A 26846-nucleotide genomic window follows, 5' to 3' on the forward strand; every position below is an offset into this window, starting at 1 on the left:
CCCGAAGCCCGAAGCCCGAAGCTCGAAGCTTATCTCATAGTAACAAACTCTTCTGAGCCAGTTGGGTGCAGTGCAACAACGGCATCAAAATCTGCTTTGGTTGCGCCCATTTTCATGGCCACGGCAAAGCCTTGGATCATTTCATCAACAGCAAAACCTAAGCCGTGTAAGCCTACAACTTTCTCGTCAGGGCCTGCGCACACTAGCATCATGTTACATGCTTGGCGGTGCTGAGTAACCGCAGTGTACATAGCAGCAAAGCTTGATTTATACACTTTTACGTTCTCGTTGCCGTACTGCGAAATTGCTTCTTGCTCAGTTAAACCAATGGTACCAATTGGCGGGTGGCTAAATACCACGGTAGGAACTAAGCTGTAATCCATTTTTAAATCATCTGGCAGGTCTTTATTGAACAAACGCTCTGATAAAGTACGGCCTGCTTTTACTGCAACAGGGGTAAGCTCTATACCGCCTTCGATGATATCACCCACAGCATAAACATTTTTAGCCGTAGTATTTTGGTACTCGTCTACCTTAACGTAACCGCCTTCGTTTACTTCAACACCCGCTGCGACTAAATTAATCTTATCAGTCGTCGGTGTACGGCCAATGGCCCAAATGACTTGATCAACATTTTGACTGTAGCCATTTTCAAAGTGGATAGTTAAGCTGCCATCGCTTTCTTTAACTACTTCTTTTGGTAAGCATTCGGTATGCAGCGTCGGGCCTTCTTTGGCCATAATATCAACAAGGGTGTCGATGATGTATGGGTCAAAGGTGCGCAGTGGTTTATTTTTACGAACAAATAAATGGGTTTCTGTACCTAGGCTATGTAGTACACCGGCAATCTCTACCGCGATATAACCGGCACCAACAACGGCAACGCGTTTTGGTTGTTCATTCAGCTCAAAAAAGCCATTTGAATCGATGCCGTGTTCAGCACCTGGGATATTTGGAATGCTAGGGCGACCGCCTACGGCCACTAAAATATGATCGGCGGTGTAGTGCTCGCCGTCTACTTCGACTGTTTTACTGTCAACAAATTTAGCAAAGCCTTTAATAACTGTTACGCCGTTTTTAGCAAGGCCATTATCGTAACCTTTATGAATGCGGCCAATATAGGCTTCACGGCTTTCTACTAGTTTACTCCAGTTGAATTCTTTTACTTCAACATTAAAGCCGTAATCAGGGGCGTATAAGTTAATTGCTTCAGCAACTTGAGCGCCATGCCACATTACTTTTTTTGGTACACAACCTACATTTACACAGGTTCCACCCATATGTTTTGCTTCAATTAGTGCCACTTTCGCGCCACGCATTGCTGCACGGTTAGCTGACGCTATCCCGCCGCTGCCGCCGCCAATCGCAATGTAATCAAAATGCTGAGCCATCTTTAGTCCTCAAGTTTATATAAAACGTATTTCTCTGATAATAACACATGGCAGACCCGTTAAAAGCCCCTTGTATTTCGAGACGTACGCCCCAACTTAAAAATCATATTCGAAACGATTTGAGAGCTAACATGAGCGATTTACAAAATAACCCACTAATAGGCCTTGAAGGCTTACCACCGTTTTCAAAAATTAAGCCAGAGCATGTTGTGCCGGCGCTAAAAGCGGGTATTAGCGAATGCCGCGCTAAAATAGACGAAGTGCTGGCTAATAAATCATTCACTTGGCAGGACTTAGTGTTACCTCTTGAAGAAGTTGACGATAAATTATCGCGAATGTTTTCTCCGGTATCGCATATGAACTCCGTAGTTAATAGCGATGAATTACGTGAAGCGTACGAACAATGTTTACCACTTATCTCAGAGTATTCAACCTTTGTTGGTCAACACCAAGGGTTGTATGAAGCCTACAACGCACTGCACAACAGCGATGAGTTTAAAACGTTAAGTACGGCTGAACAAAAAACTATTACTAATGCATTGCGTAGCTTTGAATTATCGGGCATCGCCTTGGCGCCTGAGCAGCAAAAGCGCTACGGCGAGATCAGCGCACGTTTATCAGAACTTGCGGCTAAATTTGGCAATAACGTGATGGATGCCACATTGGCTTGGCAAAAGCACATTACTGATGAAAGCGAACTCGCAGGTTTACCTGAGTCGGCGTTAGCGTTAGCGGCAGATACAGCAGCAAGCAAAGAATTAGATGGCTGGGTATTTACGTTAGATTTCCCGTCGTATTTACCTATTATGACCTATGCAGATAACCGTGAACTACGTGAAGAAACGTATACGGCATTTGTAACCCGTGCGTCTGATCAAGGACCTAACGCGGGCGAATTTGATAACTCAGCAATAATGAGCGAAGAACTCGCACTACGTCATGAAATAGCGCAACTATTAGGTTTTGCCAGTTATGCAGAAAAGTCACTCGCCACTAAAATGGCTGAAACACCAGAGCAGGTATTCTCATTTTTAGAAGACCTAGCGGCTAAATCTAAACCTCAAGCTGAGCAAGAGCTTGCTGAGTTACAAGCTTACGCCAAAGAAAAACACGGTATTGAGCAACTTGCTGCGTGGGATTATGGCTATTACGGTGAAAAACTAAAACAAGAGAAATACGCAATATCAGACGAAGTATTGCGCCCGTATTTCCCCGCAGATAAAGTACTAAGCGGCTTGTTTGAAACGGTAAATCGTTTATTTGGTATTAGTGTTAAAGAGTTAAAAGACATTGATAGTTACCATAAAGATGTACGCTTTTTTGAAATTTACGACAGTAGCAATACCCTGCGTGGCCGTTTTTATCTTGATTTATACGCGCGTGATCACAAACGCGGTGGCGCGTGGATGGATGACTGCATGGGTCGAAAAGTACGCGCCAATGGCGAGTTACAAACGCCTGTAGCGTATTTAGTGTGTAACTTTAATAAAGCGGTAGGCGATAAGCCTGCACTGTTTACTCATAATGAAGTCACCACTTTATTCCATGAGTTTGGCCATGGTATTCACCATATGCTAACCCAAGTTGATGCCGCGCCAGTTGCGGGTATTAATGGTGTTGCATGGGATGCCGTTGAGCTGCCAAGTCAGTTTTTAGAAAACTGGTGTTATGAAGAAGAAGCACTTAACTTTATTTCAGGCCACTATGAAACGGGCGAGTCATTGCCTAAAGAGTTATTGGATAAACTACTAGCAGCTAAAAACTATAACTCAGGCATGCAAATGCTGCGTCAAATCGAGTTCTCGTTATTTGATTTTAGAATTCACAACGATTATCAAGCGGGTGAAGAATGCCAAATTCAAGCGCGTTTAGATGAAGTGCGTAGCCATACATCAGTTGTTAAAGCACCAGAGTTTAACCGTTTTCAACATGGTTTTAGCCATATCTTTGCTGGTGGTTATAGCGCGGGTTATTATTCGTATAAATGGGCCGAAGTGCTTTCAGCTGATGCGTTTTCCAAATTTGAAGAAGAAGGTATTTTTAACCCAGAAACTGGGCAAGCCTTTATGCAGCATATTTTAGAAAAAGGCGGCAGTGAAGAGCCAATGGAGTTGTTTAAAAACTTCCGTGGTCGTGAGCCAAGTGTCGATGCACTATTGCGCCACAGTGGTATTGCAGCTTAAGCACTACGTATATTTAATCTTTAAAAAGCGCCGTTTGGCGCTTTTTTACTATTTAGAGTAATAAATTGTCGCAAAATCAGGGCTCCGTACTATGCTTTTTTAAGTAATTAATAAAAAGGAATTGGGCATGACAAAACTGGTACTGGCGATTGATGATGATAAATATGTTCATCGTGTAATAGAGGAATCATTAGCGGGGTTTTGTCAGTTAATTCATGCTAAAAATGGCGAAGAAGGTTTAAGGCAAGCTTATAAATATAGCCCTGACATTATTTTATTGGATGTTGAAATGCCCGGGAAAACGGGCTACGAAGTGTGTCGTGAGCTGAAAAATAATGAGCAAACCAAAGATACCCCAGTAATGTTTTTGTCGGGTAAAAGCGAATTATCAGAACGTGTTAAAGGTTATAATGCCGGTGCTGCCGATTACATTGTAAAGCCCTTTAATACCGAGGAATTAATGGCGCGTATTCGGGTGTTGTATCAATATCGTCAGCATTCTATTAAGTTAAAAAATGATGTAGAGCGCGCGCAGATCACCGCTGAAATAGCCATGACTGACTCCGGCGATATGGGTCGCATAATGCGTTATGTAGGGCAAACCTATCACGCCCATGATGTGCAATCATTATCGGCCCATTTTTTTGAATTCTTCCGACCGTTAAATCTCGATGTAGTTGTGGCTTTTTGGTATCAAGATGTAGGGGTTGTGTGCACTGATGACGGTGGTGTTTGTCCGTTAGAGCAAGAGTTATTAGAAAAGCACCGTTATTCTAATCGCTTTGTTGATTTTAGTAGTCATACTATTGTTAATTACCCGAAAGTGTCTATTTTAATTAAAAATATGCCTTTAGATGATGTTGTGTTGTATGGCCGCTATAAAGATTTATTCCCGCATATTTTGGAAGTAACCAATGCCAAAATCCAAGATATGGAAGTAAACGAAAAAGCACTGGCCCAAGCGCATGCGGTTGGTAATGCTTTTAATGAGCTTTCTTCGCAATTATTTGTCAGTAGCGAGGCGCGCGAAGAAGCCGTAGCTAAATTGACAACTCAGTTATCTGAATTACGTGCACTTATGCAGCATGAACCCGCTTTTGCTGCGAACCAAGCATTGGCATTGCAGGTTGAGCAATTAGAGCAAACACAATTACAGTTAACAGTCTTGAATGATGACTTGGCTTTTATTAAGCATCAGCTCAATCACATTATTGAATCGCGTAGCGAATTGATCGATAGCCTGAGTAAAATTGCTACGCCGGAGCACACTCAAGACGTTACTTCGCAAACGGATATTGAGCTATTTTAGTGCTATGGCGCTTAGCAGTTGATATACTTCGCGAGCTATTCACGGTCGGAGTTTATTTTGGTTATACAGTGTCCTTTTAAAGAAGTACGTCCTTATCTTAATGAAATTGAGCTGCGTTTTGGGCTCGCTGAGTGGGCGGCACAAAGCGAAGGCTTTTCACTTCATTATGATGATCAAGGCTTAAGCTTACGAAAAACCGATGAACCAAAACTTGGCGCTATTAGTGTTGATTTTGTTACCGGTGCGGTGGCTCACCGTCGTAAATTTGGTGGCGGTAAAGGGCAGTCTATCGCCAAAGCGGTTGGTTTAAATAAAGGAGCGACCCCCGTTGTTCTAGATGCGACCGCAGGGCTTGGCCGTGATGGTTTTGTGTTAGCATCGCTGGGTTGTAAAGTGATTTTACATGAGCGCCATCCGGTTGTTGCAGCATTACTTTATGATGGTTTGCAACGTGCTTATAGCGATAATGAAATTGGTCCGTGGATGAAGCAAAACATGAGCCTAGTGTTTGGCTCCAGTCATACCTTACTCGCGCAATGCGAAAGTATGCCAGATGTGGTTTATTTGGATCCAATGTTTCCACACCGTGAAAAGTCAGCACTGGTTAAAAAAGAAATGCGGGTGTTTCAAGACTTGGTTGGCGCAGATAATGATGCTGATGACTTACTCGCATTTGCCTACCCACTTGCCAGCAAGCGAGTGGTAGTTAAACGCCCCGACTACGCACCGTTTTTAAACAACCAAACGCCAAGCATGCAAATAAAAACCAAAAAGAATCGCTTTGATGTGTATGTCAAAGCCGCCATGGTGTGAAGCTTTATTCGTATTTTTTATTTTTGTTCCTATAAAGTTATAAGTGTTTCATATCGGCTTTCATTAAATTGTCATAAATAGTTAATAGTGTACGCGCAGTTACCCAAAGGAATTTAATTTCATGCGCGTGTCATCATTCACTCGGTTGCTGGCTATTTTGCTGGCATTGGCTAGCCTGCTGTTAGGCGGAACCTTGTACTGGGCAAGTCAAACCTTAGTTAAACTCGAACAACAAGACCAATCTTATAATCAATTAAAAAATAAAATACTTGTTGATTTAAAAGGCTTACTAGAAGATTACTTAGCACAGGGCGATAGTCAGTATTTAGGGAAAGCGTCGGATTTAATTAGCCAAGTAAAAGACACCCAACTTGCCATTTTACCAATTGATTTAAAACAACAGTTAGATCTGCAATTAAGCCAACTCGATACTGATATAAAAGGTAAGTATCGTGCTTTAGGTAAACTTTCAGGTAATGAAACAGCATTGCTTGATAATGCACTTAGGCAAATGGCGGGCTCAGCATCTTCCTTGATTGGTTATGCTAACAAAGCAGGGCAACAAAATACTAACGCGCAGGCTTATTATCAGCTTGCCAGTGATTACTACCGCGAAGTGACAAATTTGTCGTTGTTTACTTATCAGCTAATGCTTAGTTTTGATCAAGACACACAAACCAACTTACAACAAAGTATTGCTAACTTAAACCGTTTAGCAAAGCAGATTGACGAGCTTGAAAACTTGGGCGTTATGAGTGAAGTTGATGAAGATAGTTTGTTTATAGATGAAGAAGCCGAAGATTTAGCCGGTGAAATTAAGGCAGAGCTAAGAAGCTGGCCGAACCGCTACCCACGTGATTTAGAGAACACCATTGCACAAGCTCAGCAGCGTCAAACAGGCATACAGGCTCTGCGCAAACAGATCAGTACACTTTCTGACACGGTGATAAATGCTGAGCAGCAACTTAAAATTCAGCAAGGTACGTTAAAGCAGCGAGTATTCGTAGTGTTTTGCATTGCCATTGGCATGTTGGTTGTATTGGCTGTTGGTGTTTACTTTGTACAGCGAAATCAAGTATTAACCCCGCTTCGTCAACTACGTGATGGCTTTGCATTTTTAATCGAAAGTAACGAATTAAAAAATATTGAAAGTAGTAACTCAAAAACAGAAGTTGGTGAAATAGCTAGTTACTTTAACCAGTTAATTGAGCGTCAACGGTTAGAGGCTGAAGAGCGTGCACAAATGCTCAAGGTGATTAACGATTTTATGCAAGAAATGAGCGAGCATCTACATACGATAAGTCAGCAAACAGATGCCAGTCATCATCAAGTTGAACAAAATCAAGAATTATTGGCTGATATTCAACATATTGGTGAGCAAGTAAACGATATAAACGGCAAAGTAGCAGATAACGCCAAGCATACGTTTTCAGCAATGGAGCAAAGTTTAGGGTTTGCCCAAAACATGCTCAGTGCTAGCTCAAATACACAACAGCGGGTGGAGCATGGTTTACATAGCTTGCAAGAGTTGCTCAGTGGTGTACAAGATGTAGGGAAAGTTATTGAAGTGATCCGCAATATTGCAGATCAAACTAATTTGCTGGCACTCAATGCTGCGATCGAATCAGCGCGCGCAGGTGAACATGGCCGTGGTTTTGCTGTGGTTGCAGATGAAGTGCGCAAGTTAGCTCGGCAAACACAAGGTTCGCTGAGTGATATTAATAACCAGCTCAATCTATTGAGTGAAAACTCAACTATGGTGTCAACGCAAATATCAGCATTAGCTGATGATGCTCAATTGCAAACCGATAATGCCCAAGAGCTGAAACGAAACTCCGAAGGGGTAGCTCATAATGCACAGGATGCTAATAAAGTCGCTTTTGATGCCATGGAGTTGGCAAAGCAGCAAAACTCATTGTTAGAGAACTTCAGCCAGTCAATGCAAAGTATGAAAGGGCAGGTGAGTGAATCCAGTTTATTAGTGGCTGATATTCATCAGCGTTTACAGCAGCAAATGCATACTATTCGCAGTAGTTTAGGATTGTAACTTTGCTTGCAAAGGCACAATTACTCGCAACTCGATGTTAGGGTTGGTTGCGCTTTTGTGCTATTTTGGTGTTGTTCAAAACCCATCACTTTAAAAGGAAATATCATGATTTCTCAAGGTCAAACATTACCAGCCGTTAGTCTTACACAGCTTACTGACGACGGTATGCAAACACTTACCAATGAAACACTTTTTGCAGGTAAAAAAGTGGTGTTATTTGCAGTGCCAGGCGCGTTTACACCTACGTGTTCAAATGCACATTTACCTGAGTTTATTACTCTAGCAGATAAAATAAAAGCCAAAGGCGTTGACGCTATTTACTGTGTATCAGTAAACGATGCGTTTGTAATGAAAGCATGGGGTGAGCAACATAATGCTCAAGCAATCGAGATGCTTGCCGATGGCGATGCTAGCTTTACCAAAGCACTTGGTTTAGATAAAGACACTGCTGCATTTGGTGGTGTACGCTCAACGCGTTATGCAATGATTGTTGAAGATCAGCAAGTCACAGGTTTATTTGTTGAACAAGATAAAGAGTTTGCAGTAAGTCGCGCAGAAGCGGTACTTGAAAAGCTTTAAAAAAGAGCTAAAAAAGCCGAACTTTCATTCGGCCAAAGTTACCAAGGGAACTGGCAAATAGCACTTATAGGCATAGAGTTTAATACAAACCCTATGCCTTATTGCTAATTAAGGCTGGTATTGTGCGTCAAGCGTTAAACCGGCAAAGGTTTTATAAGCATTCACACTCATGTGCCAAGTTCCTGCTTGAGGATTGCTAAACGTACATGTCTCTGCGTTACCGTTTTTATATGGGCGGCAATCATAGCTAGAGCCTGTTGGTTGGCTGCCAAACTTAACAAATAAATCTGCATCACCTGAGCCACCAGACGTTGTTACGGTAAAGCTTGCCATTCCTGCTGGAACATCAAGGGTATAATGTTTCCATTGCCCTGCATTAGCTGAAATATCAGATACAGTTCCACCACCTGCTTGTGGATTACCTGTGTTACCAGAGGTTGTTAAATTACCAACTAAACTCACGCCTGAGTAAGCCGAGTAACCACGTACCATCACATGATATGTACCAGCAGTTGGGCTGTCTATAGAGCACTCTTCGCTGTTACCCCCTTTATACGGACGACAATCATAAGTTGATGTAGTGGGTTTACTACCTGAGCGTACATATAAATCTGCATCACCCGTTCCGCCACTCATAGTGAAAGTCACATTACTTGCGCCACTTGGTACAGTCATTGTATAAAAAGTATCACTACTCGCAGCGCCACTTAGGCCCGTTTGAGCTTGGCCATCAAGTAACTCATTGCCGCCAACGGGTGGTGTAGTACCACCGCTTGCAGCAGCAACTGCGGCTGCAGCGTCAACAATACCAGTACCACAGTTATTGCATGTGGCAGGGAATGAGCGAGTGCTTGATTTTAATATGCTTTCAATTTCATCAGGCGTTGCAGTTGGCTTTGCTTGTTTAATAAGAGCAGCAACACCAGCAACATGAGGTGCAGCCATCGATGTACCTTGTGAGTAATGATAGCTGTCACTTGAAGGACTTGATGAACCTGAGTTATGTGTAGATAAAATACCTTCAGAATCATTAGCAAAGCTTTGCGCACCACCAGGTGCTGCAACATCGATAGATGTACCATAGTTTGAGTAGTAAGCTCGACCACCATTACGACCAACCGATGCAACATTTACTACGCCATTACAGTTACCAGGGTTATAGTTGTTAGCATTGTCGTTATCATTACCTGCGGCAATGACAATTACAGTGCCGTTATTACGTGCTTGGTTAATCGCGTTTTGTGTTGTTGAGCTACAAGAGCCGCTGCCACCCAAACTCATGTTGATGACATCAGCAGGATTAGCATTAGCTGGTACGCCAGAAACTGATCCGCCTGAAGCCCAAATAATGCCGTCGGCAATATCAGATGTTAAACCACCACATTTACCAAGTACGCGTACCGGAACAACTTTAGCATCATAAGCAACACCAGCAACACCTTCGCCATTATTCGTAACGGCTGCAACAGTACCTGCAACATGGGTTCCGTGCCAGCTTGAACCTTGTGCACTGTTATTATTACCACACTCACCGGCAGATACTGCATCACCTGGATCGCGTGCATCACTATCGCGTGCGCCGCCGTCATTTGCGACAAATGTATCCGAAATCATATCGTAGCCAGGTAAAATATTGGCATTAAGATCAATGTGTGGACGATAACCAGTATCTAATACTGCCACTGTTACACCGCTACCTGTTGCGGTATCCCATGCAGTTGGAAGGTTTAACCCGCCAGCTTGCTCATAGTAATGCCATTGGTCGTCATAACGAGGATCGTTAGGCGTTGCAAATGGTTTTAACATCTGGTCGATTTCAATGTATTCAACATTGCCTGAAGCCATTACTTCTTGCATATATTGTTGGGCTTCGTCAGCGCTTAGTTTTTTATTTGCACGCATAACATGATGGTTGCTCAACGCCATTGCACGGATATATTGCGCCTTAACTTTTCCTTTTTTACTAGTAAAGTTTTTAACAAAGCCTTGGGCCTTTTTATTCATCATTTGTGGGCTAGTTTCAGCAGCCGACATTGTGCTCATTTCATCAGCGTTATTTTTATATTTGATGATAAAACGTGTACCGAGAGGAGCTTGGCTTTGTAGTTTTGTCGTTATGTCAGCAATAGATGGTGTCATTGCTTCGCTAGGATTTGCCATGCTTGATGTCGCTGCAAATATCGCGCTCACAGTAAGCGCTACAGCGCATTTTTTAAATGTTTTTCTTGTTGTCATAATTATCCCTAGATTGTTATTAAGCTTCACGATGAATTGTCGTGAAGGGGAACAAAAGTAAATGATCTGTTAAAGTAGTTAAAATAACGTTTTATTATTAATGTCTCTATTTTAGTTATATCGGGATGTTTATATGGCTAAATACGATTTTATGACTTTTATTATGCCGTTACAGTGGTTATAAAGTATTAATTAATTTATAGAATAGCGAGGTGAACATTTATTTTTTCAGACTTTGTTGTTAATAATAAAATAGTGAAATACCGCTCAGTTTGTACTTTTAAATTTGCTACAATTGCAAAAATTTCCTCATGAGATGAACAAATGACCCAAGTAGATGTAATAGTGATCGGTGCCGGAGCCGCAGGTTTAATGTGTGCAGCACAAGCAGGATACCGTGGCCGCAGTGTTACAGTGCTTGATATGGGCAAAAAGCCTGGTCGTAAAATTCTCATCAGCGGCGGCGGACGTTGTAACTTCACCAATGAAAACGCCAGCCCTGAAAACTATTTATGTGGTAATCCACACTTTGTAAAATCGTGTTTAAGCCGTTATACCCAGCATGATTTTATTGAGCTGGTGGACAGACACGGTTTGGCGTATCACCATAAAACCCTTGGGCAGTTATTTTGCGACAATAGCGCACAAGATATCGTTGATATTTTGCTAACTGAGTGCGAGTGGGCGGGTGTTAATGTTGCGCTGCGTAACGAAGTGCTTAGCGTTGAAAAAACCGCTACTGGCTATCTCGTGATCACAGAACAACAGTCATACAGCTGTGAGTCACTCGTTGTTGCCGCTGGTGGCTTAACCATGCCAAAACTAGGCGCAACACCAATAGGGTATAAAATTGCTGAGCAATTTGGCTTAAAAGTATTACCGACCATGGCAGCACTTGTACCATTTACCTTGCACCAACATGATAAGGACCGCTTTGAAGGGTTATCGGGTATTAGCGTGCCATGTATCGTCAGCAGTGAAGACGGCACAAGTTTTAAAGAAAACATCCTATTTACTCACCGTGGTTTATCAGGCCCCGCTATATTACAAATCAGCTCATTTTGGCGAGCAGGGCAAGCAGTGACTATAAACCTGTTACCAGAGCTTGATTTAACAGAGCAATTAGCAACATGGCGAGAAACCCAAGCACAAAAATCATTAAAAAATAGCCTAGCGACTATTTTGCCAAAACGCTTTATTGAAATACTGCATGAGAGTAAAGCTATTCCAGATTGCAATGTAAATCAGCTCACCCATAGCCAAATTGACGAGCTAGCTAATTACATTCATAACTGGCAAATTAAACCCAACGGCACCGAAGGTTACCGCACAGCGGAAGTAACTCTAGGCGGTATAGACACCGACGAACTTAGCTCAAAAACCTTTGAAGCGAAAAAAGCCCAAGGGCTGTACTTTATTGGTGAAGTAACCGACGTAACCGGTTGGCTAGGCGGCTATAATTTTCAATACGCGTGGAGCTGCGGCTTCGCAGCAGGGCAGTATTGTTAGCTTGTGCAGAGACAATAAAGTTTGCCCGTAGTGAGATATGCTACAACATGCTCATTTTCTCTAGCTGATTTAAGGTTATTGATAATGAGCAGTTGCATAATTCTTATTACATCCATTTTCAAACAAGAGTTTGAATATTTGGTCAATGCTAAGAAAAATAATAACATAGTGTTAATATTAGGAACTTTGTAGCGCCTATGTGGTCATATTAAATTAGTGTTATAGGGAACACTTATTGTTTAGGGAACAAATATTGTGACAACGTGGCGCTGGCCTTTTATTATTTCATTACTGCTCCACGGGATAATTTTTTCAATATTAATGAGTGTTAAAACCCCAAAATTTGTAGCGATAGATACTCCCCCAATTAAAGCATACATGGTTAGTATGGTGTTGCCTAAGTCATTGCCTACAATAGAAAAGAAGAGCAACCAGCACGACGAAGCCACGCTGTTGAAAAAGCTTGAAAAACCAATTATTCCTGCTGCAAACACGATTGTAAAAATTAAAAAAACAATAAAGCCTGTAACGCCCAAGGCACAAACAGACTCTAACAGCTATAAAAAAATAGACCTTAAATTAGGTTTAAAGAGCATACTAAAGCAACAGCAAAATACATTCCCATCAACACCTCCAACGTCACAAGCTTTAGCACAACCACTGCGTATTACTGTGCCAAAGGAGCACCAGCAAACCAGCATAGACCCATTAAAAGTTGAAAAGCAAAGCATGCAATTAACTATCTATCGCCTCGGAGATAACTGCTTTAAAAAGGTATCGATAGGAGCTGGTGTAATGCCAAAAAGTGACCTACCAGATAGTTATTTAGTAGGCACCACTTGTGCTAAAACAAAAGTAACCGACGCCTACGATCAAGCAATGAACAAATGGTTAGATAAAAAGTGACTACTGTGCGGAAGTCATTAGAAATAAAAAAGGACAGGCGCAATTTTTGTTAAGACAGCTATTTTGACAAAAATGGGGTTAACCAATTCAGCTCAAAGAAGAACCTATACCCTTACCTCACCATCGTCCCTGACTTAATCACAAAGTTTCCTGCTAATTAGTGAACAGTTATTTTATTATGTTTGTACTGCTGAACCTCTTCGTTTTACAGCTCTCGTATAACTACACAGATATAAAACATAGCAACACATAAAACACGCCATAATTTTTGTTTGCTTTATGTTCAAAAACTGATTAATATGCGCTCGTTCAATTATTCAGCACTTATCCTAAGTGTTGGGTTCATCAACTAACTGTGAAGGAGAAAATACTATGACATTTACATCAACATCCTTTGCAGGTCTTATCCGATAAGAGACTGGTTACTTAGCTACGTATTTATATATTAAGTACATTTAGGTAAGCATTGCGTTTAAACGCGTTCCTTTCGTTTGATTTCAAAATAGATCCAGACCTGCCAATTCGAATTTCGTTTTAATCCTATTTTTCTAATAAAGAAAAAGGAATTGGTATTATGGGCAAATCCGTCCAAAAAATTTCTGAACATGTGAGCCTTATTGCGTCTAAAAATACGTGGATTGAAGGGCTGGCAATACAGCAACTGATCAAAACATCAGAGCTAAATGGTATGCAACGCGTTGCGGGCATGCCTGATTTACACCCAGGTAGAGGGTATCCTATCGGGGCTGCATTTTTCACTACCAACAAAATTTACCCTGCATTAGTGGGTAACGATATTGGCTGTGGTATGGCGCTGTGGCAAACCACAGCAAAAGTAGCAAAAGTAAATCTAGATAAACTAGCCAAAAAATTTACAGATATTGAGCTGCCACTCGACGAAAGCTGGTCCTCAATCATAGAAAGTAGCAAAGCGGCAAAAAATATTACTACCAAGGGTTATGATAGTGCCTTGGGTACCATTGGTGGAGGTAATCATTTTGCCGAGTTTCAAGCGATTGATGAGATATACAATCAAAGTGCTTTAGATGAGTTAGGGCTAAGTAAAAAGCATCTTCAATTATTGGTTCATTCAGGCTCGCGAGGTTTAGGGCAATCGATATTGGTTGAACATATAGCGGGCCATAATCATGATGGATTATGTGAAAGTGAAGCTGACTTTAAAGATTACATGAGCAAGCATGATGAAGCGGTGCGCTTTGCAGAGCTTAATCGTGAGTTGATCGCTAAGCTGTTTTTAGAGGCTATACGAGCCAATGGTGAGTGTACCTTAGATATTAACCATAATTTAGTATCGGCTAAAAATATTAACGGTTGCGATGGCTGGTTACACAGAAAAGGTGCTACACCGAGTGATAAAGGCTATGTAGTGATCCCAGGCTCTCGTGGCGATTACAGTTATCTTGTAAAACCTGTATTTACAGAGTTAAGTGGTAATGATCTAACAGTGCAGGAAAGTATCAATACCAGTTTATTTTCACTTGCACACGGCGCGGGGCGAAAATGGCAGCGCGGTGAATGCCATGGCCGATTAGGTCATAAATATAAGCGCGAAGATTTATATCGTACAGCGTTAGGCAGCAGAGTTATTTGTGGTAATAAAGAATTGCTATACGACGAAGCCCCACAAGCATACAAAAAGTGCGAAACGGTTATAAGTGACATGGTTGATGCAGGGTTAATAGAGGTGGTCGCTAAGTTACGACCAGTTTTAACCTTCAAAACAAATGGAGGTTGTTGATCATGATATTACTGCAATTATCAGCAGGGCAAGGACCTATTGAGTGCTGTAAAGCTGTAAGTTTAGCGTTAAAAATGATTAAAAAACAATGCCTCGCACAAGGCATAGAACTCGAGATTGTTGAGGCTATTAGCGCAACCGAACGAGAATGTTTAAAGTCGGTTTTATTGCAACTTGATTCAACAGCCAATAGCGCGGCTAAGCAATTAGCTCAGTCATGGCAAGGTACTATGTTGTGGGTATGTCAAAGTCAGTATCGGCCTAAGCATAAACGTAAAAACTGGTTTTTTAGCGGGCAACTGTTCGATATTGATGAAAGTAAGCTTGATAAAGGCGTAACTTTTCAAACATGTCGCGCGTCTGGCGCTGGCGGTCAACATGTTAATACCACTGATTCAGCGGTCAGAGCCACCCACACAGCAACGGGTATTTCGGTACGTGTTGAGAGTGAGCGCAGTCAACATGCCAATAAGCGTTTAGCGAGAGTGCTGTTGTTTCAAAAGCTAGAGCAACTAGCGTTGGATAAAATGACTCAGCAAGAAACAGTACGTTGGCAACAGCACTGGGAAGTTGAGCGCGGTAATCCTGTAAAAACATTTACTGGTGAAAAATTTGCTTTAAAACATGACTGCTCAGTTAATGAAGGAGCATAAAGTGACAAATGTACTTTTCATTTGTAGTCGCAATCAATGGCGCAGCCCAACGGGTGAGCAAGTATGGAAAAATCACCCAGAGCTCGCTGTTAGCTCAGCAGGCACCAGCCCTAATGCAAAGAAAACGGCAAATGCCAAAATGATGCAGTGGGCTGATGTCATATTTGTTATGGAGCAAAAACACAAAAATAGACTTAAAGCGCAATTTGGAGATTTATTAACGTATAAAGATATTCAAGTATTAGATATTGCTGATGAATACCAATATATGGATAACGAGTTAGTAAGTATTATAAAACAAAGAGTTGGCAGCTATTTAGCGCTAATGTAAATTGAAGTAAGAGGGTAGAGCAATGTAATTCCATCTCAGCACTGCATGTTTAACTTTTGTCTTTTCAGTATTGAAAGGGCAGTCATACGGTGCTTATAACTATTAGAAATTGAATTTAACAGTCAATCATAATATTTAAAATTGGAATTACATGATGAAAATTAAATACCCTCGCACCCCACATTTACCTTGGTCACCGGGTGCAACAGATGATGATATACACCAAGGTAATTTAAGCTGCTTTGCAAATAAGCAAGTTGTTGTTACTGAAAAAATGGATGGCGAAAATACGACTATTTACAGTGACTTTGTACATGCTCGTTCGATTGATAGTCGCTTTCACCCATCAAGAACATGGGTAAAAGCGTTGCAAGCGGAGCTAGGCTACAAAATTCCGCAAGGATGGCGTATCTGTGGCGAAAACCTATATGCAAGGCATTCGATTAGCTATGAATCATTAGCTAGTTATTTTATGGCATTTTCGCTATGGAACGAAAACAACGAATGCTTAAGTTGGCAAGACAGCAAACAGTTTTTTGCACAATTAGGGCTGATCACTCCAAAAGAGTTGTATGTTGGCTTATGGTGCGAAAAAACAATAAAAGACATAGTATTGGATACTCAATACCAAGAAGGCTATGTCGTTAGACTTGCTGATGGTTTTCATTACTCACAGTTTAAAAAAAGTGTCGCAAAATGGGTGAGAAATAACCATGTGATCACCGATAAGCATTGGATGCATGCTGACGTGATCCCTAATGGGTTAAGCACTAAAAATACAAACAAGGGAGGCTAAGATGAAAAAATTAGCCACTTGGTTAGACAGTTTAGCTTTAAATCATTCACCAGATTTTGCTGAGTGTGTAGAGTATTTGGGAGATGTGTTCCCTTTACTGTATCAGTTTGCTGACACTGAGCAAGATAGTATCTGGCATGCTGAAGGTGATGTTGCTATTCATACTGATATGGTGTTGAGCCAACTGTATGAAATACTAGTCAATGATGCTGAACATATAAAAGGCGCTCAAAGGCAGGTATTGATCTTATCTGCTTTATTGCATGATATTGCCAAGCCAATCACTACAAAACGCAAACTGATAGAGGGAGTTGAACGTGTAGTGGCGCCAAAACATGAGGAGGCAGGTGCAAATTATTTAGCGATTAAGTTACTTGAGTTACCCCTTGGGTATAAAGCAATTAATAGCATTATTGGATTAGTGGGTTTTCATCAAATGCCAAAACGTTTGGTGATTAAAAATCAAAGTTACAGTGATTACCTGCACCTTTCTTTAAATGCCAACTTAGAGTTACTTTATTGGCTTGAATTAGCTGATATGAAAGGGCGAACATGCACAGATCTAGCCCAACAAATCGATTTGTTGGAACAGTTTAAAATGTTTGCTCAAGAGTATGAATTGTGGGACGAGAGTAAGGCAACTCACTCAATTTTAAAGCCTATTCAGGTTAAATCTTCTCTTGCAGAACAAACGTATTTAAATGGCTATGCTATTCGTCAGCTGGCACATGGTCAAATTAGCATGGTTGAAGAAGCATTAGCGAAAAATTATCAAGGTGCTTTAGGATACAGTCATCTTTATGTGATGTGTGGTATTAGCGGCAGTGGTAAATCTACTTGGATTGCCCAGAATCTAACAGGATTTGAAATTATTTCATTAGATGATATTCGTGAAGAGCTTAATGGAAAAAGGAATTGCCAAAAAAATCGAGGGCAAATGTTACAGTTAGCTAAATCGCGATTAAAAACGGCATTAGCAAATAAGCAAAATATTGTCTGGGATGCGACCAATTTTCGTAAAGACTTTAGACAAATTATTTGTGATCTTGGGCTAAATTACGGCGCTTTAATTACGATTGTTGCTCTGCAAGTCAAAGAAAGCACACTACGTAGTCAAAACAAAAGTAGAAAGCATAATGTGGGTGATGACGTTATTACTAGTCAGTTAAATAAGTTTGAGTGGCCTTCAGTTACTGAAGGTCACAGAATGCTTATTATTGGCGAAAAAGGTAATGAGTTATTAAGGCTTGGCACATTTGAGTAAATACTTTTGATTTACTTCTAGTTTTTGATAAAAGATCCTCCACCATTGAGTGGAGGATCTTATTTTAAAAGAGTGTATCGCCTGCTATTTTTCGCAGGGCAAATTTACCGCGCTCAGCAACTGCAGTAGAGCGGTCCAATGACAGTTGTTCAGCAAGCTGTATTGATTCTTCGCCTAAATTTTTTAATTCTCTAATTAATACTTCTGCGGCTACTCGCCTAACGATGGAAGAGCGATCGTTTGCTGCTGATTTAAGTAATAGGATAAGTGGTACGTGAATTGTCAGCGGACGCGCTGAAATAACAGGCACCTCGTGGCCTTGGCAATATCTTATATCTGTCCATTGCCACTTTCTTCCATTAAACCAAGAAACTTTATTGCTAAATAAACATCTGTATACCTTGGCACGAAGCGACGGTTGAACAGCGCGGTTAGCTATTTCTACAAGGTAATGATCTATCGCGCTTTTACGCGCAATCTGTGAAAATATCGAAGATAATGGCCCTGTTGGCGATGCGATTAAATTTAATTTAAGTTCATCTAAAAGACGCGTTGTTGTAATTATTTCTAATAGGGTGTTTTTACTTTTCTCATCAATTCTTTTCCATGATGACCAGTGACTTAGGGTAAAGAAGACTGCATCTACAACATCGGATTTATCAGTGTTTGTAACAATTTTACTAAGCACTTCACTAGCAGCTTGTCTCACTTGCGGTACCCAGTCATTAAGTCTTCTGCACACTAATGCTAAAGCAAATCTATTTGGCGCACTCTTTATACAGCGAAGCGCTTGTTCTCTTTTATGGCCGTCCCAACTACACAAATCAATCCATGTTATTTTAGTGTTAGTATTAGACCAAAATTTCCACAGATTATTTGACTGTGAAGAAAGCGCTTTATCGTATTCATCGCGAATAAACCGCTCCCAGTAATCTAAATTGCCTAATGGCCATTCAACTGTCACAAGAGAAACTGGGCATAGGGATGGCGAAGTCTCTTTCGATGAACAGGATGATCGCACTAACTCTTTTATTGCGTGGGATAGCTCTTGCTCTAACGCACTTGTTTTGTTCATTTTTATATCCTTACTTTCAGAGTCAGGCAGTAATTTACTTATCTATACTATTATTTAAAATCTCAATAAAAAGTTGATTTAACACTTCAAAATCGACGTCTCTTGTTTTAAATTTTGATCTGTAGTTTTCGTGTCTCGCTAGTTCTGACTCAATAAACTCATTAATCACTGGCACGCTTTTAATATACTCTTTCTCTAAACTGACGCGTTTTGATGCCAGCAGTGCCGATATTGCCTCATTAAGTGGGGTATTCTCGGCTACTAACTTACGTAAAGTATCGAATTCGATAGGTGCCGGCTCGTTATATTTTTCAAGCCACATAATTGCTAGTAAAGGCCTTAAAATATAAAAGTACTTTTTCAGGGGGACTTGCTCTTTTTTAAGATATTCACGGAAATTGCCTTTAGCCATATGCAAGTAGTGATAAATTCCTCGTGTTGATGACGCGATAAGTGGCAGCAATTCGCGCGCTTTTGTTGCAAAGTGCTGGTCATCTACATACACAATGGGTGATTGTAGCCACTCGATAAACGCGGGGTTAGATTTATAAAATAATTTTAGGGCTTTGCGAATATCCCAGCCGTTTATATCTATTTCATCGACGATTGGGTATTCAATCACGTCGCGTTTATCTTCAAGGTTTACTGCTAAATACCAGTCTGTTGGGTGCGCGTAAATAAATCGCACATCATAATCGCTGTTAGGAGATTCAAACCCCCACGCTCTGCTACCTGACTCTATCGCGTAAAGTACCTTAACATTGTGCTCAGCTTCTGCGGCTTTTATTCTGCGTAGTATTTCAGTGTGAATATCTTTGTTGATGCGCTGATCTACCGTATTTTCTTGGTTATTTATTTTCATGGTGTAACTCTTTATTTTTTAATTCGGTTAGGCAATCGCGTAAACAATTTATTTCCGCTTCTCGCATTGCTGCACCAATTAGCGGGCCGCTTTTACCTCTTGAAATTGCTTGTTGTACTATGGCTTTTCTGTCGATTTGCTTTAATGCATTTAATAGTGACTGCGCTAATTGGAATTGTGGATAGTCTTTATTTACAAAGTCTTCGCCCCTACCTTGCGCATCACATAAACACGCTTGAAGAAACTGTAAAAAACGCTGTGGATGTTCAAGCGCATTCATTTTTTCAACAATGAGTTTGTGTACTTTTTTAGGTGTTAGCTCAAATAATTTGTGACATCGGGTGTGGTTATCACTTGTTAAAACTGCCAGCGCTTTTAATTTATTCGGTACTTTTAAGCGCTCACAAAATTCATTTATCACCTTAATACCTACTTGCTCATGACCATGTAAATTTCCATATTTTTGATAGCAGTAAGCTTTACCAAAGTCATGAGTAAGGGCGGCGAAACGTGTTTCAACATCAAAACCTAAATCAGCAGCTCGCTTTAGTACCAGCATGGTGTGAATGTAAACATCCCCTTCAGGGTGGTGGTTTTTAGGTTGAGGGATACCTTGCATCGCTTCAATTTCAGGAAATAGCCCTAAACTATTAAGTGCTTGAAAAAATAACTGCGGGTGTTTCTCGTTCAATGCCTTTTCGGTTTCATTCCATACACGTTCGGGTACTAAGTTTGCAAGTTCGCCGCTTTCTTTTAGTTTGTTTATAAGCGCTTGAGTGTCTGGGTGTATTGACCATTGCTCACCAAAACGGGCAAGAAAACGTGCAATCCGTAACACGCGCACGGGATCCTCTGCAAAAGCGGCGGTGGTGTGCCTAAGTATTTTGTTTTTTAAATCCGCTTGACCATTAAAAGGATCGATAATATTGGCTTGATCATCCATCGCCATTGAATTGATGGTTAAATCGCGCCGCGCTAAATCTTCTTCTAACGTTACCGAGGTACTGGCATCCACTGTAAAGCCAATATAGCCTTTGCCACTTTTTCGCTCAGTGCGGGCAAGGGCATATTCTTCTTTTGTTTTTGGGTGCAAAAAAACCGGGAAATCACTGCCAACAGGCTGATAACCTAATGCGATTAAGGTGGCAGGTGTCTCGCCTACTACAACATAATCTTTGTCTTTTGACTGATGGCCTAGTAATGAGTCTCTCACTGCTCCGCCGACTAAGTAGACTTTTTTAAGTTTATTATTCATTACTTTACCGCTGTATTTTTAATCCTGCTTAAGTGTCTTGTGTTAGTGAAACATGCCACAGGCACTGTGTTAATTGCTTTAACTGTATTTCTTTTCCTAATATGTGTTTAATAACATTTATATTGGTTATTGTATGCAAGCTAGGTTTAGTTGTTGTAAAGCTGCCGCTTCCTGCCAGTGCAATGGGCAGTAATAATTGGTCGGCTAAATACTCTTCAACCGCCGCCTGAGATTGAATAAATACATTAACTCTGCCTGCCGCGCGTTTTGCTACATTTTGCGCTGATAACCCTTTTTCTCCCCTGACTTCAAAAACAGAACGATGCGTTTCACTATCAATACCTAATTGAAAACTGTTACCCGGGCCTGGGGTGATCACGTTTTGCACAAGACTTGGTGCATCATGCCAATTGAGTACTTTTTTAGCTGTGTTAATTTCGCGCTGCCCTATGCTTGATGGCAGTGAGCTTACTAGTGCCGTTAGAGAGCAATTATTCGTTTGTTCAGCAAATTGAGCACCAGCAGTAGTTAACGTAATTGGCTTAAGCTTTGTTGTTGGTTGAACGCTTATTTGCCACTTTCCACCGCCTGCAGGATAAAATCCGAGTGCTGTCGTTTTAATCTGGCAATCAACACCCATGCGTTTCAGTATGGGCAAAAATGACTGTTCTAAAAAGCACAAAGAAGGTGACATTCCATTATGTGTGCCGCCTTCAAACGTGACGGTTGAGCAGTTTGGTGCCAGTGCCAATACAGGTAAAATTGTTTGGCATACCAATACGGTGCTGCCTGCGCTACCAATGGCAAAATTAAAGTTACCGGCTTTTATTTTGCCTGGCGAAAAGCGAATATGCGTTGAGCCAAGTTCAACGCCTTCAATACTGGCATCACAAATCTCTTGTGCCGCCAAAACACATGTAAGGTGTTGACGTAATAGCCCTGTTTTGTTTCTGCCAGCTCTAATATTGTAAAGCTCAATTTTTTGTTGGGTTAAAATAGACAGGGTGAGGGCGGTTCTTAATACTTGGCCGCCGCCTTCACCTTGTGAGCCATCAATTTTTATAAATTCTGTGGTCATATAATTATCTTTATCCTTTTACACAAACAATTTGTTTTAAGGTATATACCACCTCAACTAAGTCTTTTTGTGCTGTCATTACTTTTTCAATATCTTTGTATGCGTGAGGGATTTCATCAATCACTGCTGCATCTTTTCTGCATTCTACGCCTTGTGTAGCAGCAATTTGATCTTCAACGCTGTACACCTTTTTGGCTTTTGTTCTAGACATAACACGGCCTGCACCATGGCTACAGCTGTTAAAGCTTTCAGGGTTTCCTAAACCACGAACAATAAAAGAGCGCGCGCCCATATTGCCTGGAATAATGCCCATTTCCCCTTTTTCAGCTCTTACTGCCCCTTTACGTGTTACAAAGCAGTCTTTACCAAAGTGATGCTCGCGAGAAATATAATTATGGTGGCAATTTACTGCGAGTTCATGGGTTGAGAACGCTACAGGTATTTGCTTTCGTAATGCTGCTATGGCATTAAACATCATAATTTCGCGGTTTTTGGCGGCAAAGTCTTGCGCCCATTCAACCGCTTCAACGTAATCATCAAAAAAGTCACTGCCTTCTTCAAGATAGGCTAAATCCATATCGGGTAGATTGACTTGATGGCGCTGCATTTCTTTTTTAGCTAACTCAATAAAGTACGTCCCAATGCGATTACCCACGCCACGGCTGCCAGAGTGCAGCATGATCCATACAGTATCGTGCTCATCTAAACACAGCTCTAAAAAGTGATTGCCTGTTCCCATTGTACCTAAATGGTTAACATGATTGCTCTTTTTTATTGCAGGGTGTTTTTCACAAATAAGTTCAAACCGCGCCTGTAATTTTAGCCATTCACCCGCCACTATATCGGGTATGTTATGCCATGCACCTCTGTCGGCTTTGCCTCTATTGCTAGTTCTGCCATGCGGGATTGCTGACTCAAAAGCATGTCTAATCGCCAACAAGTTATCAGGTAGTTGGCTTGCTGTTAAAGTTGTTTTAGTGGCGACCATTCCACAGCCAATATCAACACCCACTGCGGCGGGAATAACCGCATTTACTGATGGTATAACACTGCCAATGGTTGCGCCTTTACCTAAATGCACGTCTGGCATCACGGCAATATGAGAATGCACTAAGGGCATACGTGCAATATTGTTTAGCTGTTGTTGAGCTTGCTCTTCAAAAGGGACGCCTTTGGTCCACGCTTTAATTGGTACACTACCTTGGTTTTCGATTACGTTATAATTTTTACACATTCTTGTTTTCCTCAATTCTTTTCATTGTTAATTTTTGCGTAACGCTTACTGGTTAGGCTATTTTTACTGCGCCGTTCATTAATCCTTCTAATCCACCGTACACGGTCAGATTGTTTATTCGTTCGGCGACTTTTTCTAATGCTTCCAGCTCTTTTAAACGCATTAGTGTTGGGTTGTTTTCAATCATTTTTGCAGTGTTATGTAAGCTTCTGGTTGCTGACGTTTCTTCGCGTCTTTTAATTACATTGGCTTCTGCTGCTTTTTGCGCCTCAACTACTTGGTTTAATATTATTTTCATTTCACCTGGCAAAATAATGTCTTTTACCCCGACATTCTCTAGGGTGATACCAATGTCTGTTAAAGACTGTGCAACCAGCTCTTTTACCGTTTCATTTACGTACAACTTATCCAAAAGGATATCATCGAGCGATTTTGTGCCAACGGCTTCACGTAATGCTAACTGCAACGCTTTGTAGACAAAGTCATTCACGTTATCAACGCTTCGCGCTGCAAGCTGAGCGTCATGTACTTTAATATTGGCACTCAAATTAATGCGTAAGCTTACGCGGTCTTTACTGAGGATCTCTTGTCCTGAGATCTCGAGTAACTGCGTTCTGCAATCAAAGGTTTTTAATTCAATCTCATGATTAAATTGCCAAAAACCGTAATGACCAGGTGTTAGTTGTTTTAATAGCTGACCATTTACATACAGTAAACCAATGTGCTCTTTTGCTATGTTTAAATCCGCAATAGGTTTAACTGCAACAGTACGCTCACTTTTAATTAAACGTGACGCTGTATTTGCGCCAGCACGGTTAATTAAAAAAAGCGTTTTATCATCTAGGGCTATTTCTTCGTCGATAGATACTTTCTCTAGTCGAATATCACCCGCGTCTTGCCATAGATATAATTGTTCGCTAGGTGCGACGATCCCTTCAAGTAGGTCATTAACGTACAACAGGCCCACTTCCGTGTTACTTAGCTTACAGTGAAAAATATGTTCATTTAGCTGTGGATTATTTCGATACAGCCTTTCAGCATTTTGTTCTGAAAAGTACAGCGTGTTTATATCAAAATACTCAAACGATAATTCATTTTTAAAATCCCAACGTTTATGTTTTCCAGGTGTGAGTACATCTATTAGTTGTTGATTTTTGTACACAAGCACTCTTTGGTTTTCAGTGATCTCGACTATTTTTTGAAACAACTTTTTGCTTAACATTTTAAATTCCTTATTGTTTTTACTTCCCTTAAATTAAGGGGTTAGTAAGAGTTAAATACTTGTTTAATAAAAGCCCAAAACTGCATAGCGATGGGGAGCGTCCAGCTTGCCACCGTTCATTCGTCTGAGGCGTTTATCAAGCATTGGTAATAACGACTTACTAACGTCTTTATATGTATGTTTAAGATGGGATTCGAACCCAAGGCAGTCGGCGAACCGCTGCTCTACCAGTTGAGCTACCTTTAAAGGGTATCATTAAGGAAGGATTCGAACCTTCGCACACGGCAATGAACCGTTGCTCTACCTCTGAGCTACTTTAATAGTTGTTTGATTGGGAATACGCGGCAACAGTGTTGAGCGCACCAGAGTGACTTTTTGAATCACACCTAATTAATCAGACTCCTAGGTAAGTACAAGTCATGTGCCAGTTTTGTTTAAATATTTTTATTTGTTTTTAAGTTATTGTTTTTAAGACTTAAATCAACTAAATTTGTGTGTTTCTAGCTGTTGCGCTTGATAGATCTTTCGTTATTTTGTATTGTTTTGTGTAGTGTTTTTATCCATATGGATACGGTTGTGAAAGATACAGTAGTCGTTAGCTTAATTGGTACGCAGTTAGATTATGTCGGTAAGAGAGTCGATCGATGGGCTAAGTGGCGGCCTAATATAAGTTTATGTAGTCAAGATAATCTAATCGTTAACCAGCTACATATGCTGCATGACAATCACAGTAGTCGCCTTGCTAATAATGTTGCAGTGGATATTGAGTCTGTCTCTCCTGAAACTAATGTGCAGTTGCACCAGCTTAATTTTAGCGATCCGTGGGACTTTGAAGAAGTGTATGCCAAGCTCTTTGATTGGTGTTCACACTACACTTTTGATACTGATAAAAACGATTACTTATTTCATATCACAACGGGTACGCATGTTGTGCAAATATGCAGTTACTTGCTTACAGAAAGCCGGCACTTTCCAGGGCGTTTGATTCAAACATCACCAGATCATAATAACAATAATAAATCTATAGGGCGTATACAGATCATCGATTTGGATTTATCTAAGTATGATCAATTAGCTACGCGGTTTGATATTGAGCATCAGCAAGGTAAGGAGTTTTTAAAAGGCGGTATAGAAACTAAAAATATTTTCTTTAATCAACTGATCACACAAATAGAAAAAGTAGCAATTCGCTCACACGATCCCATGCTTTTAACTGGGCCTACTGGGGCGGGTAAGAGCCAGCTTGCAACTCGTATATTTCAATTAAAGAAAAAGCGTTCAATGCTAAAAGGCACGCTGGTTTCTGTAAATTGTGCCACTTTAAAAGGCGAGAATGCCATGGCTGCGTTATTTGGCCATACGAAAGGGGCTTTTACGGGGGCCCAGCAAGCAAGAGATGGTTTTTTATTGAGCGCTCATGATGGCGTGTTATTTTTAGATGAAATAGGCGAGCTGGGTTTAGAAGAGCAAGCAATGCTGCTGCATGCACTTGAAAATAAAGTTTTTCACCCAGTTGGTAGCGATACACCTGTTCAAAGCAATTTTCAGTTAATTGCAGGTACCAATAGAGATTTAAAAAAAGAGATAGCTCAAGGTCATTTTAGAAGTGACTTGTTTGCTCGTATTAACCTGTGGGCATACGAATTACCAGCACTGAAAGATCGAAAAGAAGATATTCCAGCAAATATTGATTACGAAGTTGATCTCTATACTAAAAAAATGGGGGATCGCGTGCAATTTAATAAAGAAGCTAAAAATGCCTTCATTGGTTTTGCCACTTCAAACGAGGCATTATGGACTGGCAACTTTCGTGATTTGAGCTCTGCAATTACAAGATTATGCACATTGGCTGATTCTTCACGTATCACAGTAGAAGATGTTAAAGATGAAATAGATCGCTTAAAGCAAGCTTGGTATCCGCAAAATCAAAAGTTAGCGTCGACTGTCCTTTGTGATTATCTTGAAAATACTCAGATAGAAGAGTTAGATAACTTTGATATTAATCAGCTTAGCCACGTACTTACTACCTGCCAGCGTCACAATAGTATGGCATCAGCTGGCAGGGAGTTATTTAACGTAAGTCGCACGCTTAAGTCTCAAGCTAACGACTCTAGTCGCTTGCAAAAATATTTGAATAAATTTGGTTTGAAGTGGAGTGATATCTCCTCTAACTCAAAACATAGTTAAAAACTATGGGTATGTAATGAGTTAACGGATATCAACAACGTTAAATATCCAGAGAGTTGTAATAGCTTAACTCTTTAATTATACCTTTTACGACTACTATTTAAGCAGTTAGCTTATTGATTGTTAAAATAAAGGTTTTTGCTAGTGACAAGCCAGTA

21 protein-coding genes and 2 tRNA genes are annotated in these 26846 nt (G+C 40.7%); 13 read left to right on the top strand and 10 right to left on the bottom strand.

Annotated elements, in window-relative coordinates; all coding sequences use genetic code 11:
* Positions 1 to 29: 29 nt before the first annotated feature.
* On the bottom strand, positions 30 to 1391 hold the full coding sequence (gorA, locus tag H5232_RS14145) for a glutathione-disulfide reductase (protein WP_182740612.1): 1362 nt from the start codon (positions 1389 to 1391) through the stop codon (positions 30 to 32).
* Between the two features lie 131 nt (positions 1392 to 1522).
* Here gorA and prlC point away from each other — a divergent pair, with 131 nt between their 5' ends.
* The 5 genes from prlC to H5232_RS14170 all read left to right on the top strand — a co-directional run bounded on the left by prlC (position 1523) and on the right by H5232_RS14170 (position 8322).
* Entirely contained in the window at positions 1523 to 3574 is a 2052-nt protein-coding gene (gene prlC, locus H5232_RS14150) for an oligopeptidase A (RefSeq protein ID WP_182719252.1), read from the top strand.
* A 127-nt stretch (positions 3575 to 3701) separates the two neighbouring features.
* Positions 3702 to 4883 (top strand): response regulator transcription factor, encoded by a 1182-nt coding sequence (locus H5232_RS14155; RefSeq protein WP_182719251.1) that lies wholly within the window; start codon positions 3702 to 3704, stop codon positions 4881 to 4883.
* A 57-nt stretch (positions 4884 to 4940) separates the two neighbouring features.
* Positions 4941 to 5696 carry a class I SAM-dependent methyltransferase gene (locus tag H5232_RS14160; protein WP_145238699.1) on the top strand — a complete coding sequence of 252 codons (756 nt, stop codon included), beginning with the start codon at positions 4941 to 4943 and terminating at the stop codon, positions 5694 to 5696.
* A gap of 121 nt (positions 5697 to 5817) precedes the next feature.
* Positions 5818 to 7743, top strand: a complete 1926-nt coding sequence (locus tag H5232_RS14165) for a methyl-accepting chemotaxis protein (protein WP_182740614.1) — start codon at positions 5818 to 5820, stop codon at positions 7741 to 7743.
* Positions 7744 to 7848: 105 nt separating this feature from the next.
* A complete protein-coding gene (locus H5232_RS14170; RefSeq protein ID WP_145238704.1) occupies positions 7849 to 8322 on the top strand; it encodes a peroxiredoxin in 474 nt (157 codons plus the stop codon).
* Positions 8323 to 8430: 108 nt separating this feature from the next.
* Here the strand turns inward: H5232_RS14170 and H5232_RS14175 are convergent, their stop codons facing one another.
* Positions 8431 to 10557 (bottom strand): S8 family peptidase, encoded by a 2127-nt coding sequence (locus tag H5232_RS14175; protein ID WP_182831093.1) that lies wholly within the window; start codon positions 10555 to 10557, stop codon positions 8431 to 8433.
* Between the two features lie 324 nt (positions 10558 to 10881).
* Between H5232_RS14175 and H5232_RS14180 the strand changes: the two genes are divergently transcribed.
* The 7 genes from H5232_RS14180 to H5232_RS14210 all read left to right on the top strand — a co-directional run bounded on the left by H5232_RS14180 (position 10882) and on the right by H5232_RS14210 (position 17775).
* On the top strand, positions 10882 to 12066 hold the full coding sequence (locus H5232_RS14180; RefSeq protein WP_145238710.1) for an NAD(P)/FAD-dependent oxidoreductase: 1185 nt from the start codon (positions 10882 to 10884) through the stop codon (positions 12064 to 12066).
* Positions 12067 to 12321: 255 nt separating this feature from the next.
* Positions 12322 to 12972 (top strand): hypothetical protein, encoded by a 651-nt coding sequence (locus tag H5232_RS14185; RefSeq protein WP_182794245.1) that lies wholly within the window; start codon positions 12322 to 12324, stop codon positions 12970 to 12972.
* Positions 12973 to 13546: 574 nt separating this feature from the next.
* Positions 13547 to 14731, top strand: a complete 1185-nt coding sequence (locus tag H5232_RS14190; protein ID WP_182831094.1) for an RNA ligase RtcB family protein — start codon at positions 13547 to 13549, stop codon at positions 14729 to 14731.
* A 2-nt stretch (positions 14732 to 14733) separates the two neighbouring features.
* Positions 14734 to 15384: a peptide chain release factor H gene (gene prfH / locus H5232_RS14195; RefSeq protein ID WP_182768285.1), complete on the top strand. Its 651-nt coding sequence runs from the start codon at positions 14734 to 14736 to the stop codon at positions 15382 to 15384.
* Position 15385: 1 nt separating this feature from the next.
* A complete protein-coding gene (locus H5232_RS14200; RefSeq protein ID WP_310736882.1) occupies positions 15386 to 15715 on the top strand; it encodes a phosphotyrosine protein phosphatase in 330 nt (109 codons plus the stop codon).
* A gap of 151 nt (positions 15716 to 15866) precedes the next feature.
* Positions 15867 to 16511, top strand: a complete 645-nt coding sequence (locus H5232_RS14205; protein WP_259400133.1) for an RNA ligase family protein — start codon at positions 15867 to 15869, stop codon at positions 16509 to 16511.
* Between the two features lies 1 nt (position 16512).
* A complete protein-coding gene (locus H5232_RS14210) occupies positions 16513 to 17775 on the top strand; it encodes an AAA family ATPase (RefSeq protein WP_182831096.1) in 1263 nt (420 codons plus the stop codon).
* Between the two features lie 64 nt (positions 17776 to 17839).
* On the opposite strand, the gene H5232_RS14215 is transcribed toward H5232_RS14210, so the two are convergent.
* From H5232_RS14215 to H5232_RS14250, 8 genes are all read right to left on the bottom strand, one after another.
* Entirely contained in the window at positions 17840 to 18850 is a 1011-nt protein-coding gene (locus tag H5232_RS14215) for a hypothetical protein (protein ID WP_182831097.1), read from the bottom strand.
* Between the two features lie 34 nt (positions 18851 to 18884).
* Positions 18885 to 19712 carry a nucleotidyltransferase domain-containing protein gene (locus tag H5232_RS14220; RefSeq protein ID WP_182831098.1) on the bottom strand — a complete coding sequence of 276 codons (828 nt, stop codon included), beginning with the start codon at positions 19710 to 19712 and terminating at the stop codon, positions 18885 to 18887.
* On the bottom strand, positions 19699 to 20967 hold the full coding sequence (locus H5232_RS14225; protein ID WP_182831099.1) for a multifunctional CCA addition/repair protein: 1269 nt from the start codon (positions 20965 to 20967) through the stop codon (positions 19699 to 19701). Before H5232_RS14225 ends, H5232_RS14220 begins: the two co-directional genes overlap by 14 nt.
* Before the next feature lie 28 nt (positions 20968 to 20995).
* Positions 20996 to 22045: an RNA 3'-terminal phosphate cyclase gene (gene rtcA / locus H5232_RS14230; protein ID WP_182831100.1), complete on the bottom strand. Its 1050-nt coding sequence runs from the start codon at positions 22043 to 22045 to the stop codon at positions 20996 to 20998.
* A gap of 10 nt (positions 22046 to 22055) precedes the next feature.
* Positions 22056 to 23279, bottom strand: a complete 1224-nt coding sequence (locus H5232_RS14235; RefSeq protein ID WP_182831101.1) for an RtcB family protein — start codon at positions 23277 to 23279, stop codon at positions 22056 to 22058.
* 52 nt (positions 23280 to 23331) lie between these two features.
* Positions 23332 to 24501, bottom strand: a complete 1170-nt coding sequence (locus H5232_RS14240; RefSeq protein WP_220496075.1) for a slipin family protein — start codon at positions 24499 to 24501, stop codon at positions 23332 to 23334.
* A 180-nt stretch (positions 24502 to 24681) separates the two neighbouring features.
* Positions 24682 to 24747 (bottom strand) — tRNA-OTHER (locus H5232_RS14245).
* Between the two features lie 6 nt (positions 24748 to 24753).
* Positions 24754 to 24823 (bottom strand) — tRNA-OTHER (locus H5232_RS14250).
* A gap of 254 nt (positions 24824 to 25077) precedes the next feature.
* Between H5232_RS14250 and rtcR the strand changes: the two genes are divergently transcribed.
* Positions 25078 to 26688 (top strand): RNA repair transcriptional activator RtcR, encoded by a 1611-nt coding sequence (rtcR, locus tag H5232_RS14255; protein WP_310736883.1) that lies wholly within the window; start codon positions 25078 to 25080, stop codon positions 26686 to 26688.
* Positions 26689 to 26846: the final 158 nt, after the last annotated feature.

The sequence above is a fragment of the Pseudoalteromonas sp. SG41-5 genome, assembly GCF_014164495.1.
Classification (GTDB): Bacteria; Pseudomonadota; Gammaproteobacteria; order Enterobacterales; family Alteromonadaceae; genus Pseudoalteromonas; species Pseudoalteromonas rhizosphaerae.

Coding starts and splice junctions, on each gene's coding strand:
- gorA (WP_182740612.1), bottom strand. CDS start 1,391: ATGGCTCAGCATTTTGATTACATTGCGATTGGCGGCGGCAGCGGCGGG.
- prlC (WP_182719252.1), top strand. CDS start 1,523: ATGAGCGATTTACAAAATAACCCACTAATAGGCCTTGAAGGCTTACCA.
- H5232_RS14155 (WP_182719251.1), top strand. CDS start 3,702: ATGACAAAACTGGTACTGGCGATTGATGATGATAAATATGTTCATCGT.
- H5232_RS14165 (WP_182740614.1), top strand. CDS start 5,818: ATGCGCGTGTCATCATTCACTCGGTTGCTGGCTATTTTGCTGGCATTG.
- H5232_RS14170 (WP_145238704.1), top strand. CDS start 7,849: ATGATTTCTCAAGGTCAAACATTACCAGCCGTTAGTCTTACACAGCTT.
- H5232_RS14175 (WP_182831093.1), bottom strand. CDS start 10,557: ATGACAACAAGAAAAACATTTAAAAAATGCGCTGTAGCGCTTACTGTG.
- H5232_RS14180 (WP_145238710.1), top strand. CDS start 10,882: ATGACCCAAGTAGATGTAATAGTGATCGGTGCCGGAGCCGCAGGTTTA.
- H5232_RS14190 (WP_182831094.1), top strand. CDS start 13,547: ATGGGCAAATCCGTCCAAAAAATTTCTGAACATGTGAGCCTTATTGCG.
- prfH (WP_182768285.1), top strand. CDS start 14,734: ATGATATTACTGCAATTATCAGCAGGGCAAGGACCTATTGAGTGCTGT.
- H5232_RS14205 (WP_259400133.1), top strand. CDS start 15,867: ATGATGAAAATTAAATACCCTCGCACCCCACATTTACCTTGGTCACCG.
- H5232_RS14210 (WP_182831096.1), top strand. CDS start 16,513: ATGAAAAAATTAGCCACTTGGTTAGACAGTTTAGCTTTAAATCATTCA.
- H5232_RS14215 (WP_182831097.1), bottom strand. CDS start 18,850: ATGAACAAAACAAGTGCGTTAGAGCAAGAGCTATCCCACGCAATAAAA.
- H5232_RS14220 (WP_182831098.1), bottom strand. CDS start 19,712: ATGAAAATAAATAACCAAGAAAATACGGTAGATCAGCGCATCAACAAA.
- H5232_RS14225 (WP_182831099.1), bottom strand. CDS start 20,967: ATGAATAATAAACTTAAAAAAGTCTACTTAGTCGGCGGAGCAGTGAGA.
- rtcA (WP_182831100.1), bottom strand. CDS start 22,045: ATGACCACAGAATTTATAAAAATTGATGGCTCACAAGGTGAAGGCGGC.
- H5232_RS14235 (WP_182831101.1), bottom strand. CDS start 23,279: ATGTGTAAAAATTATAACGTAATCGAAAACCAAGGTAGTGTACCAATT.
- H5232_RS14240 (WP_220496075.1), bottom strand. CDS start 24,501: ATGTTAAGCAAAAAGTTGTTTCAAAAAATAGTCGAGATCACTGAAAAC.